General features: G+C 63.8%; 14 protein-coding genes. 7 read left to right on the top strand and 7 right to left on the bottom strand.

Annotated features, from left to right (window positions below; all coding sequences use genetic code 11):
* Nucleotides 1–134: 134 nt before the first annotated feature.
* The gene (gene hisI, locus NLM32_RS29680) at nucleotides 135–557 is read right to left on the bottom strand and encodes a phosphoribosyl-AMP cyclohydrolase (RefSeq protein ID WP_254132306.1); all 423 of its coding nucleotides are present in this window, start codon (nucleotides 555–557) and stop codon (nucleotides 135–137) included.
* A gap of 27 nt (nucleotides 558–584) precedes the next feature.
* Complete coding sequence (gene folE, locus NLM32_RS29685) at nucleotides 585–1,277, bottom strand: GTP cyclohydrolase I FolE (protein WP_254132307.1); 693 nt, start codon at nucleotides 1,275–1,277, stop codon at nucleotides 585–587.
* A gap of 243 nt (nucleotides 1,278–1,520) precedes the next feature.
* Between folE and NLM32_RS29690 the strand changes: the two genes are divergently transcribed.
* The gene (locus NLM32_RS29690) at nucleotides 1,521–1,976 is read left to right on the top strand and encodes an iron-sulfur cluster assembly scaffold protein (protein WP_254132308.1); all 456 of its coding nucleotides are present in this window, start codon (nucleotides 1,521–1,523) and stop codon (nucleotides 1,974–1,976) included.
* A 17-nt stretch (nucleotides 1,977–1,993) separates the two neighbouring features.
* Here NLM32_RS29690 and NLM32_RS29695 read toward each other — a convergent pair whose 3' ends face one another.
* Nucleotides 1,994–2,878, bottom strand: coding sequence for a hypothetical protein (locus NLM32_RS29695; protein WP_254132309.1), 885 nt, complete (start codon nucleotides 2,876–2,878; stop codon nucleotides 1,994–1,996).
* A gap of 229 nt (nucleotides 2,879–3,107) precedes the next feature.
* Between NLM32_RS29695 and yidD the strand changes: the two genes are divergently transcribed.
* On the top strand, nucleotides 3,108–3,446 hold the full coding sequence (gene yidD / locus NLM32_RS29700; RefSeq protein ID WP_254132310.1) for a membrane protein insertion efficiency factor YidD: 339 nt from the start codon (nucleotides 3,108–3,110) through the stop codon (nucleotides 3,444–3,446).
* A gap of 91 nt (nucleotides 3,447–3,537) precedes the next feature.
* Nucleotides 3,538–3,750, top strand: coding sequence for a hypothetical protein (locus NLM32_RS29705; protein WP_254132311.1), 213 nt, complete (start codon nucleotides 3,538–3,540; stop codon nucleotides 3,748–3,750).
* Here NLM32_RS29705 and NLM32_RS29710 read toward each other — a convergent pair whose 3' ends face one another.
* Together NLM32_RS29710 and NLM32_RS29715 are read right to left on the bottom strand one after the other, a co-directional pair.
* Entirely contained in the window at nucleotides 3,751–4,962 is a 1,212-nt protein-coding gene (locus tag NLM32_RS29710) for a hypothetical protein (protein ID WP_375143580.1), read from the bottom strand.
* 2 nt (nucleotides 4,963–4,964) lie between these two features.
* The gene (locus NLM32_RS29715; protein WP_254132313.1) at nucleotides 4,965–6,332 is read right to left on the bottom strand and encodes an APC family permease; all 1,368 of its coding nucleotides are present in this window, start codon (nucleotides 6,330–6,332) and stop codon (nucleotides 4,965–4,967) included.
* Nucleotides 6,333–6,654: 322 nt separating this feature from the next.
* Between NLM32_RS29715 and NLM32_RS29720 the strand changes: the two genes are divergently transcribed.
* Complete coding sequence (locus tag NLM32_RS29720) at nucleotides 6,655–7,983, top strand: alpha/beta hydrolase (RefSeq protein WP_254132314.1); 1,329 nt, start codon at nucleotides 6,655–6,657, stop codon at nucleotides 7,981–7,983.
* A 185-nt stretch (nucleotides 7,984–8,168) separates the two neighbouring features.
* Nucleotides 8,169–8,495: a GrlR family regulatory protein gene (locus tag NLM32_RS29725; protein WP_254132315.1), complete on the top strand. Its 327-nt coding sequence runs from the start codon at nucleotides 8,169–8,171 to the stop codon at nucleotides 8,493–8,495.
* A 24-nt stretch (nucleotides 8,496–8,519) separates the two neighbouring features.
* On the opposite strand, the gene NLM32_RS29730 is transcribed toward NLM32_RS29725, so the two are convergent.
* A complete protein-coding gene (locus NLM32_RS29730; protein ID WP_254132316.1) occupies nucleotides 8,520–8,909 on the bottom strand; it encodes a hypothetical protein in 390 nt (129 codons plus the stop codon).
* Between the two features lie 91 nt (nucleotides 8,910–9,000).
* On the bottom strand, nucleotides 9,001–10,170 hold the full coding sequence (locus NLM32_RS29735; protein WP_254132317.1) for an MFS transporter: 1,170 nt from the start codon (nucleotides 10,168–10,170) through the stop codon (nucleotides 9,001–9,003).
* 185 nt (nucleotides 10,171–10,355) lie between these two features.
* Here NLM32_RS29735 and thrS point away from each other — a divergent pair, with 185 nt between their 5' ends.
* Nucleotides 10,356–12,398 carry a threonine--tRNA ligase gene (thrS, locus tag NLM32_RS29740; protein WP_254132318.1) on the top strand — a complete coding sequence of 681 codons (2,043 nt, stop codon included), beginning with the start codon at nucleotides 10,356–10,358 and terminating at the stop codon, nucleotides 12,396–12,398.
* A gap of 93 nt (nucleotides 12,399–12,491) precedes the next feature.
* Nucleotides 12,492–13,055, top strand: a complete 564-nt coding sequence (locus tag NLM32_RS29745; protein ID WP_254132319.1) for a nitroreductase — start codon at nucleotides 12,492–12,494, stop codon at nucleotides 13,053–13,055.
* Nucleotides 13,056–13,100: the final 45 nt, after the last annotated feature.

Below are 13,100 nucleotides of genomic sequence, written 5' to 3' on the forward strand. Positions count from 1 at the left end.
TGCCCGCCCCGCGCGGCGTTGAGCGGCGCCGGCAATTCGGCGGCCTGATCGTCCCACCGTGGGACAATTATGGTTAACGCGGGGTTAATTTGGTGGTCGCACTCATTCCGGTGCCCATCGGCAGCGGGCAAGCCCTACTTCTTGTAGACCGCGTTCGGATCGAACAGCCTGTCGGCATCGACGAAGACGAGCTTCGCACCACCACCCTCGGCTTCGACCTTGCGATAGAAGCAGGATCGGCGGCCGGTGTGGCAGGCCGCGCCGATCTGCTCGACGCGGAGCCAGACCGCATCCTGATCGCAATCGGTACGGATCTCGACCACGCGCTGGGTCTGACCTGAGGTCTCACCTTTTCGCCACAAGGCATTGCGCGAGCGGCTGAAGTACCAGGCTTCACCGGTGGAAATGGTCCTGCGCAGCGCCTCGTCATTCATATGCGCGACCATCAACACGTCACCGGTAGCGACGTCCGTCGCCACGCAGGTCACGAGGCCGTTCGCATCGAACTTGGGGAGGAAGGCCAGGCCTTCCTCGATCTCGTGGGAGTGTGCGGACACGACAAATCTCGCCGGTTGTTCGCGAGGTCAGCGCGCCATGCCTCGCACCATGGACAGGAAGCGGGCCTGCTCCGCCGGGTTGTCGCGGAACATGCCGGTGTAGCGGCTGGTGAACGTGGAGGCGCCATGCTTGGCGACGCCGCGCACCGACATGCAGGTATGCTCGGCCTCGATCAGGATGGCAACGCCACGCGGCTTCAGGATCTCGTCGATCGCGGCTGCGATCTGCGCCGTGAGATGCTCCTGGGTCTGGAGCCGGCGGGCGAAGATGTCCGTCAGGCGCGCAAGCTTCGACAGGCCGACGACACGCTCCACCGGCGTATAGGCGATGTGCGCCTTGCCGTAGAACGGCATCATGTGATGCTCGCATTGCGACGTGAACTCGATGTCTCGCACCAGCACGAAGTCGTCATAGCCGGCGGTCTCGCCGAAAGTGCGGTCCAGCACCTCGGCCGGGCACTGGTGGTAGCCCTGATAGAGCTCGTCGAAAGCCTCGACCACGCGACGCGGCGTATCGAGCAGGCCCTCGCGCCCGGTGTTCTCGCCGATATAGGCGAGCAGCGTTTTCACCGCCGCTTCCGCCTCGGCACGCGCTGGACGCGGCTGGTCGGCGCGGACGGCGGCCGCAAGGAATTCGGCAGGATCGAGCTCGGCCGGGCGGCTCTCGAGCTGCTTGTCAGAGGGCTTGCTCGGGCGGATAGATTTGATTGCAGCGTCCATATCGACTCCGTTCGACGGCCTCGCGGCCGGAGTGTCACCGGCAGACGGGGCGGACAAGCCGCCGGACGCCTGAAGAGAACAGTATTTGGCGAAAGAGGTCTCTTGGCAATAACGCCGGCAATGCAGATCTGGATCATCGCCTGCGCACCGCCGGACTGTTTTTCCGCCAGTTCCAGCCCTATATAGGTCGATGGACCGCGCCCGCCAAGGCCGATCCGGCAGGTAAGTGTTGGACTCCATCACATGCTGAACGACATCTATAACAAGCGGATCATCGAGCTGGCCGGGAATATTCCGCGCCTCGGACGGTTGTCGGACCCCGACGCGAGTGCCACCGCCCATTCCAAGCTGTGCGGCTCGACCGTGAAGATCGACCTCAAGATGGAGGGCGACACCGTCACCGACTTCGCCCATGACGTGAAGGCCTGTGCGCTGGGCCAGGCCTCTTCATCCATCATGGCAAGTCACGTGGTCGGCTCGACTGCGAGCGAACTCCGTGAGTTACGCGAAACCGTTCGCAAGATGCTGAAAGAGAATGGTTCGCCTCCCGAAGGCAAGTGGGAGGAAATCAAATTCCTCGAACCGGTCCGCGACTACAAGGCACGCCATGCCTCGACGCTGCTGACCTTCGATGCGGTCGTGGATGCGATCGGCCAGATCGAGGCCAAGGCGAAGCAGCCGGTCCCAGCGCAGGGCTGAGACCAACGCTGAAGCCTCTACTTCGGTGGGAGCGCAGCCGGCGTCGCGGCACCACCTGTCGGCACCACGGCTTCGGCCGTCTTGGTCGACTTGGCAGGCTGCGCCTGCTCCTCGCCGAACCTTGCCTGCGTCTTCGGCGCAAGCTCGGCCACCGCAGGCGCCATCACATCCACATGCGGCAGCACGTCAGCGACCAGATCGGTCGTCACGAGATTGGTCAGCTTTAGCTCGGCTGCGTCGAGCTCGTGGAGATCTTCCCAGGGCGGCACGTTGAGCGCGAGCGACAGCAGGTCGCCTGCCCCGCCCATGTCGAAGGTGTATTTGGCGAGCCGGCCGATGTCGCGTTCCACGATCATCAGATCCTGCGCGCTGTAGCTCGCCGCCTTGGCGTCATCGGCGCGATCGCCCATCCAGATCTGATGGACGCGGACATGGGCCGCTTCCGGCACGTAGCGCTTCTTGCCGGCCAGCAGCAGGAACACGCACATGGATTCGCAATAGGCTTCCGAGGCAACCGCCGGACGGGTGCCCTGCTGCGTGATGCCCACGGTGGTGAGGAGGCCGAGATTGCGGAAGCGCCGGCCGAGCGTGATGGCGTCGTTGACGGAACCGCCACTGGAGTCGAGCACGACGGTGGCGCCGCCGAGCTGGCGTCCGCGGGCAAAGTCGTCGAAGTCCTTCGGTGTATCAGCAGTGATGATGCCGACTGCGCTGACCCAGCCTCGGCAATTGGGCTCGCAGGCCACCCAGCCAAACTTCATCGGCAGCTTGCGCTCTTCAAGCGAGGCGCCGGCGCTGGCCGACGAACCGAGAGTCGCGATGGCGCCCGCCAACACGACACCACAAGCGGCGGTTCCCATCAGCAACCAGCCACGAAGGTTGAGCGACTTCAGAACTCTCAAACTGGTTCCTTCCCCAAGCCCCAAAAGCAATCAGGTAAGCCCCGTTTCGACGTTCCCTGAGTCTACACATGGACGTCACAAAAATGGTATCCGGGGGAATACAGATCGTCCATAGGTACTTGCTGCACTGCTCCCAGAAAGCAGGCAAACTATGGCGTGGACACAACAGCTCGCTGTTCCCTGCGCTGGAACTGCGCAACCGGACGCTCACGATGGCGGCAAAGCGCACATGAAGCACACAAGCTGTGAGCACTGCTCCACCCCTGTCGCTGAGGCGCTGCGGCTGCCTCGCAGATTCGGCCGCGCGCTGATCTGGCTCTATCGGCACATGCTGTCGCCGTTGGTCGGCTACAACTGCCGGCATCTGCCGACCTGCTCCGTGTATGGCGACGAGGCGATCGAGCGGTTCGGACTCTGGGCCGGCGGCTGGATGACGCTCGCGCGCCTGCTGCGCTGCAACCCCTTCGGCACCTCTGGCATCGACAACGTGCCTGTCGCCGCGCCGAGGGGCGCGCGCTGGTACCTGCCCTGGCGCTACGGCCGTTGGCGCGGCGTCAACGCCTCGTAAGCATGCTGCGGTGCTTTGCGCATCGCTGCTCCGACCGGAACCGGAACTTTTCCATCGCGTTGTTGTGTTGCTCCTCAGGGAGGAAACAATAATGCGCTGGAAAATCAGCCCTCATTCTCACGTCCGGCCTGGTTCACATCTTGGCTCCCATCCGCGGGATCACGACCCCCGCACCATCGACATGGTCGCTATCATCGCGCTGCTCGTGCTCGTCGTCGGCTCCGGCTGGTATCTGGCAACAAGCCTTGCAACGCCGCCGAGCACAACGGCGTTCATCGTGCCAAGCCAGAGCGTGCACTGGTAGCTAGCGGAACCAGAAGAAGCGTCCCGGCGGCGGCGGGATCGACTCGGGCGGACGTAGCCGCTTCGGCCGCGGTTTCGGCGGCGGTTCAACAAACGAGGTCGTCTCCGCGGTCGGCGCGACCTCGCTCCCCGGGATCTTCACCGACAGCAGCAAGTTCGACTCGTGCATCCGCCAGCGATAGCCGACGCCGAAATCGATCGGCTGGGCGTGTGTGAACAGCTCGGCGTAACGCTCCTGATAGCGGCCTGGGAATTCGTCGATCGGCCCCAGATAGCGGCCGAACGGGAAGAAGCGCCACTGCCGCGAATTGTAGTTGGCGAGCGGAATGCCGGAATCGTCCTGGATGATGGTCGCGCTGTTGGCGAGCAGCCAGTCGCGGGCGACGGTGAAGTTTCCCGCGTGCAAGAGATACGACGCACTCTTGAGCAGGCTGTTGCCTGGCCCGAGCGTCTCGCAGAATTTCAGGAAGCCGGTTGCGCGCGCCCCGGAATTGGAAAGATCGGTCGAGAAATAATACAGCGTGCGCACCTCGCCGTCGGCACCTGCAAAGATGATGCGAACCCCGCGCGTGGCGTTCGGCCCCGGATTGTCGTTGCCCGTGTGCACCCCGCCCTTGTTGTCGAGCGCGACCGTCTCGACGTTGCGGATGGTTTTGCCGGAGCGCGCCAGGAAGACGTAGAGGATCGGCAAGGTGCCGTTGACCTGATTGGCGTGCAGGTCGACCTTCATCTGCTTAGTGATGAAGAAGGAGAAGCTCAGGATCGAGCCGAGCGAGCGCTCGACATTGTAGAGCGCGGCACCGACCGAGCCGCGCGGCAGCCTGGTCAGATCGGGCACCGCACCGACCGGCTCCAGCGCACCCAGCACGTAGGTGCTGGCCTTGGAGTAAAAGGCGTTGGCGTAGAGGAAATCCGGGCCGCTGAAGAAATAGAACATGGTCGGCCGCGGTGCGGCGAGATTGACGTCCGACCAGCTCCGGATCTTCGATAATTGCCGCTGCTCGAGTTGGGCGAAGGCGCCGTCGAAGAATTTTGCGTGATGCTGCCAGGACGGGTCCCTGGTCAGCGCAACCAACGGCGAGTCGGCCGAAGGCTGCATGCCCGCGAGGAAGCGCGCGGTGTCGTCGAAGGTGACGTCGGCCGCGCGCGCGGACGAGATGGCCGCAGCCATAAGGGCAAGAGCGACGGCCGCAATTCTCATGGGTCGAAACATGTCTATTCGCGATTGTGAGACGTAGCAGCGGCGACCGGCCGCCTGCGGAAAACAGCATAAATCACAAGGCCCGAGAGCATGACGAGCATGCCCGACAGCGACTGCACAGGCCGCTCGGTCAAGAGGTAGTACATCATCGACGCGGTCACGAGCAGGAAGATGAGCGGCGTGAACGGGTATCCCCAGGCGCGATAGGGCCGCGGCAAATCGGGATCGGTGATGCGCAGCTTGATGACGCCGGCAACCGTGAAGAACGAGCAGAACAGCAGCGAGAACTGGATGAAGTCGAGCACCGCCTCGAAGCTGCGCGTGAACAGCAGCAGGTTGGCGACTGCGAGCTGAAACAGGATGGCGTAGGCCGGCGCGCCCCTCGCCGATCGCGTCGAGAACATCCGCAGCGCCGGGATGTCCTCACCCATCGTCATCATCACGCGCGGGCCGATCCACATCATCGCGCTGATCGAGGAGATCAGGCCGACGCAGATCATGGCGCCGACGATCCGGCCGCCGAGGCCTCCGAAGATGGCGCTGCCGGCTACGCTTGCGACGTCGAGCTGGCCGGCCAGCGCGCTGATTGGCGTCGAGTAGAGGAACACAGCGTTGAGCGCGACATAGAGCACCAGCACGATCACCGTGCCCGCGAGCAGCGCACGCGGCAGGCTCTGCTGCGGTGTGTTCATCTCGCCGATGATGTAGGTCGCGGCGTTCCAGCCCGAGAACGAGTACATCACGAAGACAAGCCCGATCGCGAAAGGCGCGCTCAAGATATAGGAGAGATCACCGGCGTGCGGCGCAAAGGAGATCGGCTGCGGCGTGCCGACGACGAAGCCGGCGACCAGGAAACCGACGATCAGCACGACCTTGAGGATGGTCGAGATCAGCTGGAAGGTCGAGGAGTGCCTGACGCCGGTCAATTGCACGATCGAGACCAGCCACACCACGCCGATGGCGAGCGGGATCGGTGGCACCTCGGGCATGACGGACTTGGCGTATTCGCCGAAAGCCATGGCCGCGAGCGCTACGGGTGCGGCAAAGCCGACCGTCGCCGAAACCCATCCCGCAAGAAAGCCGAAGGCCGGATGATAGGCGCGGCCGAGGAAATTGTACTCGCCGCTCGAGCGCGGAAACATCGCGCCCAACTCGCTGTAGGAGAACACGCCGCACAGCGCGACGATGCCGCCGACGGTCCACAGCGCGAGGATCGAGAAGCCCGAGGGGATGTCCTTGACCTGGAAACCGAGGCTGGTGAAGACGCCGACCCCGATCATGTCGGCAACGACGATCGCGGTTGCGACCAAAACGGAAACCCCGGAGCCACCTCCGCTCAGCCGCCCGGTCCAGGGCGCCGTTCCCGCATCTGATGCCGTCATCTGGGTCCTTAGCCTCAGGCGTCGCGCCTCGTGGGAGGCATCGTGCAGATTGGTCCAGTCAATTCAAGCAGGGTTAACAAGGGTTAAATGAGGCGGCCAAGATAGGTAACCAGCCACCTTTTAAGCCGGCCTTTGGGCAATAAACCCCTATTTGGCCGCGGAAATACGCACTCCCCTCCCACAATCGCGACACGATTGCATGGTCTTTTTTGACCGTTCCGGATGTGGGGAAGTTTCTCCGGACGCTTAACGTCACCTAAACGCCAGTCGGCTCAATTGTCTCAAGATCGCCGATGGACGTGTGACTTGGGGTCATGGGTGGATGGTCGGGGCCGTTCCGAAATTGAAGGCAGACGTGCGCGCTGACCGGACCAAGGCGTCCGGGGCGCGGCGTCGTGCGCTTCGGATCGCCCTGATCTCAGGCTTGGTGCCGTTGTCACTGACGCTGGTTCAATGCGGCAGGGCTCCCAATCCGGCGGCGCTGGCGGCGAACTCGCAGGCCAACGTCCAGGTCGTTGCGAAGACCAATCCGCAAGCCCAGAGCGGTGACACGTTCGAAGATCGCTTCCCCGCTCCGCAGTTCAGGGAGCGCTTCCCTTCGGCGAGCGAGAGTCTTCTGCAACGGCAGATGTCGGACTTCTCGCCCAAGCGCGCCGTACAGCAACCGCCTCAGCCGGAGCAGGCACCCTACAAGATCGCCTCGCTGGAGCCGCAAATCCCCTACCAGCGTCCACCACGGCAAGACCTGACGACGCTGGTCAGCATGAAGTCCTCGGCCTTCCCTTATTTCGGCAACAACCCTGCGTCCGACGCGCCCTTCCTCAACATCTCCAAGGGCGACCGCCGCGGCCACCGCAGCTATTCCGGGCGCGTGTTCTGGCAGGACGAGACCTACAACGACAGCCGCGTGCTCATGCACGTCCCCGAGCATTTCGACGTCCGCAAGCCTGGCGTGATCGTGGTGTTCTTCCACGGCAATGGCGCAACGCTCGAGCGCGACGTGCGCGACCGCCAGCTGGTGCCGCGGCAGATCACCGATTCCGGCGCCAATGCCGTGCTGCTTGCGCCGCAGATGGCGGTCGATGCCGCCGATTCCAGCGCTGGAAAATTCTGGCAACCCGGTGGCCTCAAGCGCTTCATGGAAGAGTCTGCCAGTCACCTCGCGCAGCTGACCGGTGATCCGAACAGCGCGCGTGCCTTTGCCAACATGCCGATCGTGATCGTCGGCTATAGCGGCGGCTTCCTGCCGACCGCCTGGAGCCTCGAGGTCGGCGGCATCAGCGACCGCGTCCGCGGTGTCGTGCTGCTCGATGCGGTCTATGGCGAAATGGACAAGTTCGCCTCCTGGATCGAGAGCCATCGCTCGGGCTTCTTCGTCAGCTCCTATACGCACTACACCGCACGGCGCGACCGCGAGTTGATGAGCATGCTGCGGCAGAAGGGCATCGGCGTTTCCGAGGACATGGATGGGCCGTTGCGTCCTGGCAGTGTCGTGTTCGTCGAAACCGGCGACGGCATAACCCACCGCGACTACGTTAACCGCGCGTGGACGCAATACCCGCTCAAAGACGTGCTGGTGAAGATGTCGGCAACACCGGCGCTGGCGCTGACGCGCGTCGCAGCCACCAGCTCTTCCGCGCCAAGCCGTTAGTCTGGATTTTGCATGCGCCGGCATTTCGCTGCGCTGGCTGCGATTCCGTCGGGCCGTGATCAAAATGCGGTGTTGATGGCCGACAATCCCCGGCAGCTACCGGATTGCTTCTGCCGGCCACGACCATATTTTGCCGGCCAAGCTGCAGTTGAACCAGTGCACCTGGAATACCGCGGGGACAGGCAGTGCGTCAGGGACTGTACAAGGTCGACTTCCATACCGTTCATGGGACGGGCTGCGGAGTCGTCTATGTGACGGATGGCAAGATGCGCGGCGGCAATTCGGCCTTCGCCTTCATTGGCACCTATGCGGGCGAAGGCGACAGCATCAAGGTCAAGATCTCGACCGAGCGCTACAACGACGACCCGTCGTTCAAGGCGCTGTTCGGCATCGACCGGATCACGCTGACACTCGCCGGCCGCGAGGACGGCGACACGGCCGAGTTCGAAGGCACCGCGCTGCAAGTGCCGGGCGTTGCCTTCAGGGCGGTGCTGAGCCGGATCGCCGACTAGGCGCCCGGCCCTCGAAGCTCGGCCCTAGGTCTTGGGCAGCTTTGGAATGCTCTCGGCAAAGCCGTTGAAGCAGGCCAGCCGCTCGTCCTCTTCCTTGAAGAAGCGGCAATCGGCGTAGCCCTTGGCCTTCGCCGGCTTGGGCTTGGGCGTCGGCGGGATAATGGCGTCGTAGCAGTTGAGCCGGTCCTTGGTGCCATCGTCGGTTTCGAGGCAGGCCTGGAGCCGCGCCGCGACCGATTGCGGCTTGCCCTTGGGCGCTGCAGCCGGCTTGGCGGCGGCTTCCTTGGTGCCGGCCTTGGTCCCCTTGGGCTTCACCTGCACCAGCGGCTTGTCCCCCACCATCGGTGGCTTGTCGGTCTGCGCAAATGCGGAGGCTGAATAGAGCACCGCGGCAACCGCCAGAATCATCCTCATTTCAGTCAACTCTCTTTGGTCCCCATGCCTCGCCTTCTAGCGCTCCCGCGCGCGGTTTGCCAAGCGCCTTGCGCACAGGAAAACGCGCGATTCAGCCCGGAGCGGCGGCCCGCTGGGGCCGGCTCAGGATCACCAGGATCAGCGCCAGCACGACGAAGCCGGACGCCACGAAGCCGAGCGGATGCAGCAGTTCGCGGGCGAACAGCAGTCCACCGATGGCAGAGCCGACGGCCTGGCCGATATAGAGCACGGAGGTGTTGAGGGCGACGGTCGCCGATGCAAGCTGCGGGGCGGCTGCGACCAGCCGCACCTGCTGCATCGAATTGGTCGATGCGAAGCCCAATCCCCAGATCGCGACCGCGCCCGCCATCGACATGAGCGTGCCGGCACCGAGCGCCCAGCCCGTGATGCCCGCCAGCAGCAGGCAGGTGAACAGCAGCGAGGTTCGGTAAGGTCCCCAGGTGTCGACGATGCGGGTCGCGATGACGACACCAAGGAAACCGCAGACGCCATAGGTGCCGAACACCATGCCGATCGCATCGGGGCTGGCATCGGTGAGCTTCTTGAGCAGCGGGCCCATGAAGGTAAACACCACGAACTGACCGGACATTTGCAGCATGGTGATCGCAAGCAGCAGCAGGATGGTCCGGCTGCGCCCGACCGCGCTCCAGGTTTTCAGGTCGACCGGCGTGCCCTTCAAGCCGGCCGGCAGACGCACCAGCAGCAACAGGAAGCTGACGCAGCCGAGCGCACCGATCTCGCCATAGGCGGCGCGCCAGCCATAGCGGCTGGCAATGAAGGTGATCAGAGGAAGGCCGATGGCGGCAGCCAACGACCAGCCGAGGAAGATGTAGGCAATCGTACTGCCACGCCGCTCCGCCGGCACGATCAGCGCCGCCGTACCGGCCGCCTGCGGCGTGTAGAGCGCGCCGACCGCGAGCATCACCAGGCGGATGACGAGGAGGCTCGCGTAATCCGGCGCAAAGGCCGAGGCGAGATTGCCGAGGGCGAGCACCGCGAGTGTGGTCGTAAGCAAGATCCGCCGTTCGATGCGGCTGGTCAGCCATGCCGTCAGCGGCGAGCCGATGCATAGTGTGATCGCACCGAAGGTGATGAGCAGCCCGGCCGCATGGATGCTGATCCCGAGCCCCGCCGACAATTCCGGCAGCATTCCCGCCGGCGCCAGCACCGAGCAACCGGTGACGAGATTGCCAAGCATCAGGGCGGTGGGCGCGAAACGGCCGGCGCGGGGATTTTCCATGCAAATGCATGTAGAACACACGCGCCACCAGCGAAAGAGCGCCGTTCGAAATAGTTCGGCCTCGCCCCGGCTTTTGCGCGCCACTTTCTTGGAATTGCCGGATTGCGCAGGCCGAATCGCCTGATATATCGCTCGTTCCCGCTTACCTGCGCTCGTTCGCAGGAGTGAGCCTCAGGAGAAAAGCAATGTCCGATCAGCCCAAATCCGAATCCGGCTTTCAATATAGCCTCAGCAATCTCAAGCCTGTGACCCCAGCCGCCAAAGTCACCCTCACCTTCCCCGACGGCGCCCAGCGCCAATATGACAAGAGCATCACTGGCCTCGAGATCGCCAAGGGCATATCGCCCTCGCTGGCCAAGCGCACCGTCGCAATGGCGCTCGACGGCGAGCTCGCCGACCTCAACGATCCCATCGAAGCCGATGCGAAGATCGAGCTGGTCAACCGCGACGATCCGCGCGCGCTCGAATTGATCCGCCACGACTGCGCGCACGTGCTGGCTGAGGCCGTGCAATCGCTTTGGCCGGGCACTCAGGTCACGATCGGCCCGGTGATCGAGAACGGCTTCTATTACGACTTCTTCCGCAACGAGCCGTTCACGCCGGAAGACTTTGCCGCGATCGAAAAAAAGATGCGCGAGATCATCGCGCGCGACAAACCCTTCACGAAAGAGGTTTGGGATCGCGAAAAGACCAAACAGGTGTTCCGCGACAAGGGCGAAGCCTTCAAGGTCGAGCTGGTCGACGCCATTCCCGGCACCGAGCCGATCAAGATCTACTACCAGGGCGACTGGTTCGATCTCTGCCGCGGCCCGCACATGACCTCGACCGGCAAGGTCGGCAACGCCTTCAAGCTGATGAAGGTGGCCGGCGCCTATTGGCGTGGCGACAGCAACAACCCGATGCTGACGCGCATCTACGGCACGGCCTTCGCCAAGCAGGAGGACCTCGACGCTTATCTCAAGCAGATCGAGGAAGCCGAGAAGCGCGATCATCGCAAGCTCGGGCGCGAGCTCGACCTTTTCCATTTCCAGGAGGAAGGTCCGGGCGTCGTGTTCTGGCACCCGAAGGGCTGGACCATCTTTCAGCAGCTCATCGCCTACATGCGCCGCCGCCTGAGCGGCGACTATAACGAAGTCAACGCGCCGCAGATCCTCGACAAGTCGTTGTGGGAGACCTCGGGCCATTGGGGTTGGTACCGCGAAAACATGTTCGCGGCGCAGTCGGCCGGCGACGAGGCCGAGGACAAGCGCTGGTTTGCGCTCAAGCCGATGAACTGCCCCGGTCACGTCCAGATCTTCAAGCACGGCCTGAAGAGCTACCGCGATCTCCCGCTGCGCCTCGCCGAATTCGGCGTGGTGCATCGTTACGAGCCGTCCGGCGCCATGCACGGATTGATGCGCGTGCGCGGCTTCACCCAGGACGACGCGCACATCTTCTGCACCGAGGATCAGCTTGCCGACGAGTGCCTGAAGATCAACGATCTCATCCTGTCGACCTATGCCGATTTCGGCTTCACCGGCGATCTCACCGTGAAGCTCTCCACGCGGCCGGAGAAACGCGTCGGCACGGATGCGATGTGGGATCACGCCGAACGCGTGATGGCCACTGTGCTGCGCGAGATCCAGGCGCAGAACAATCACATCAAGACCGAGATCAATCCAGGCGAAGGCGCCTTCTACGGGCCGAAGTTCGAGTACGTGCTGCGCGATGCCATCGGCCGCGACTGGCAGTGCGGCACCACGCAGGTCGACTTCAACCTGCCGGAGCGGTTCGGCGCGTTCTACATCGACCATGACGGCGGCAAGAAACCGCCGGTGATGGTGCACCGTGCGATCTGCGGCTCGATGGAGCGCTATATCGGCATCCTGATCGAGCACTATGCCGGCAACTTCCCGCTCTGGCTCTCGCCGGTGCAGGCGGTGGTCACGACCATCACCTCGGAAGGCGACGAATACGCCAAGGTGGTTATGGAGCAGGCGCGGCGCGCGGGGCTGCGGGTCGAGATCGACCTGCGCAACGAAAAGATCAACTACAAGGTCCGCGAGCACTCGCTGGCCAAGATCCCGGCACTGCTCGTGGTCGGCAAGAAAGAGGCCGAGACGCATTCGGTCTCCGTCCGCCGGCTCGGCAGCGACGGCCAGAAAGTGATGACGACCGAGGAGGCAATCGCCGCCCTGGTCGACGAGGCGACCCCGCCGGATGTCCGGCGGATGCGCCAGGCGGTCTGATCCCTGAAATCGATCTAAAATCGCTTTCGGTTGCGGGCGTGCATGCTTATCTCGGCATGGCACGCCCGTTGCCCATCTGAAGAGGCCATCGCAATGCCCGACGCCATCGAACTCCTCAAGACCCGCCGCTCGGTCAAGCCGCGCGAGATGACCGGCCCCGGCCCCTCGCCGGCCGAGCTCGAGACCATTTTGACCATCGGCGCGCGCGTGCCCGATCACGGCAAGCTCGCACCATGGCGCTTCATCATTTTCGAAGGCGATGCTCGCCAGCGCGCCGGTGAGGTGATCGCCAAAGTCTTCGCGCGGAAGAATCCCGGCGCACCCGCAGCCGATATCGAGACCGAGCGCAAGCGTCTCACCGATGCGCCGCTGGTGATCGGCATCGTCAGCTTCACCAAGCCGCATCCCAAGGTGCCGGCGTGGGAGCAGGAATTGTCGGCGGGCGCGAGCGTCATGAACATCGTCACGGCCGCCACCGCGCTCGGCTACGGCGCCTGCTGGCTGACCGGCTGGTTCTCCTTCGATCGCGACGTGCTGGACGGGCTTGGCCTCAAGGCCGACGAGAAGCTCGCCGGCCTCGTTCACATCGGCACGCCGACCAAGCCGAGCGAGGACCGTCCGCGACCGGTCCTTTCCGAAATCGTGACGCGCTTTTAATCGAAGTCTTGTTGACGCATCGGACGTCTTGCGGCTTTGTTCCCT

The sequence above is a fragment of the Bradyrhizobium sp. CCGUVB14 genome (assembly GCF_024199935.1).
Classification (GTDB): Bacteria; Pseudomonadota; Alphaproteobacteria; order Rhizobiales; family Xanthobacteraceae; genus Bradyrhizobium.

Excerpts from the sequence above, each read along its gene's own strand:
- NLM32_RS29690 (WP_254132308.1), top strand. The coding sequence starts at position 1,521 with ATGCTGAACGACATCTATAACAAGCGGATCATCGAGCTGGCCGGGAAT.
- NLM32_RS29705 (WP_254132311.1), top strand. The coding sequence starts at position 3,538 with ATGCGCTGGAAAATCAGCCCTCATTCTCACGTCCGGCCTGGTTCACAT.
- NLM32_RS29715 (WP_254132313.1), bottom strand. The coding sequence starts at position 6,332 with ATGACGGCATCAGATGCGGGAACGGCGCCCTGGACCGGGCGGCTGAGC.
- yidD (WP_254132310.1), top strand. The coding sequence starts at position 3,108 with ATGAAGCACACAAGCTGTGAGCACTGCTCCACCCCTGTCGCTGAGGCG.
- NLM32_RS29720 (WP_254132314.1), top strand. The coding sequence starts at position 6,655 with ATGGTCGGGGCCGTTCCGAAATTGAAGGCAGACGTGCGCGCTGACCGG.
- NLM32_RS29710 (WP_375143580.1), bottom strand. The coding sequence starts at position 4,962 with ATGTTTCGACCCATGAGAATTGCGGCCGTCGCTCTTGCCCTTATGGCT.
- NLM32_RS29730 (WP_254132316.1), bottom strand. The coding sequence starts at position 8,909 with ATGAGGATGATTCTGGCGGTTGCCGCGGTGCTCTATTCAGCCTCCGCA.
- NLM32_RS29735 (WP_254132317.1), bottom strand. The coding sequence starts at position 10,170 with ATGGAAAATCCCCGCGCCGGCCGTTTCGCGCCCACCGCCCTGATGCTT.
- thrS (WP_254132318.1), top strand. The coding sequence starts at position 10,356 with ATGTCCGATCAGCCCAAATCCGAATCCGGCTTTCAATATAGCCTCAGC.
- NLM32_RS29745 (WP_254132319.1), top strand. The coding sequence starts at position 12,492 with ATGCCCGACGCCATCGAACTCCTCAAGACCCGCCGCTCGGTCAAGCCG.
- folE (WP_254132307.1), bottom strand. The coding sequence starts at position 1,277 with ATGGACGCTGCAATCAAATCTATCCGCCCGAGCAAGCCCTCTGACAAG.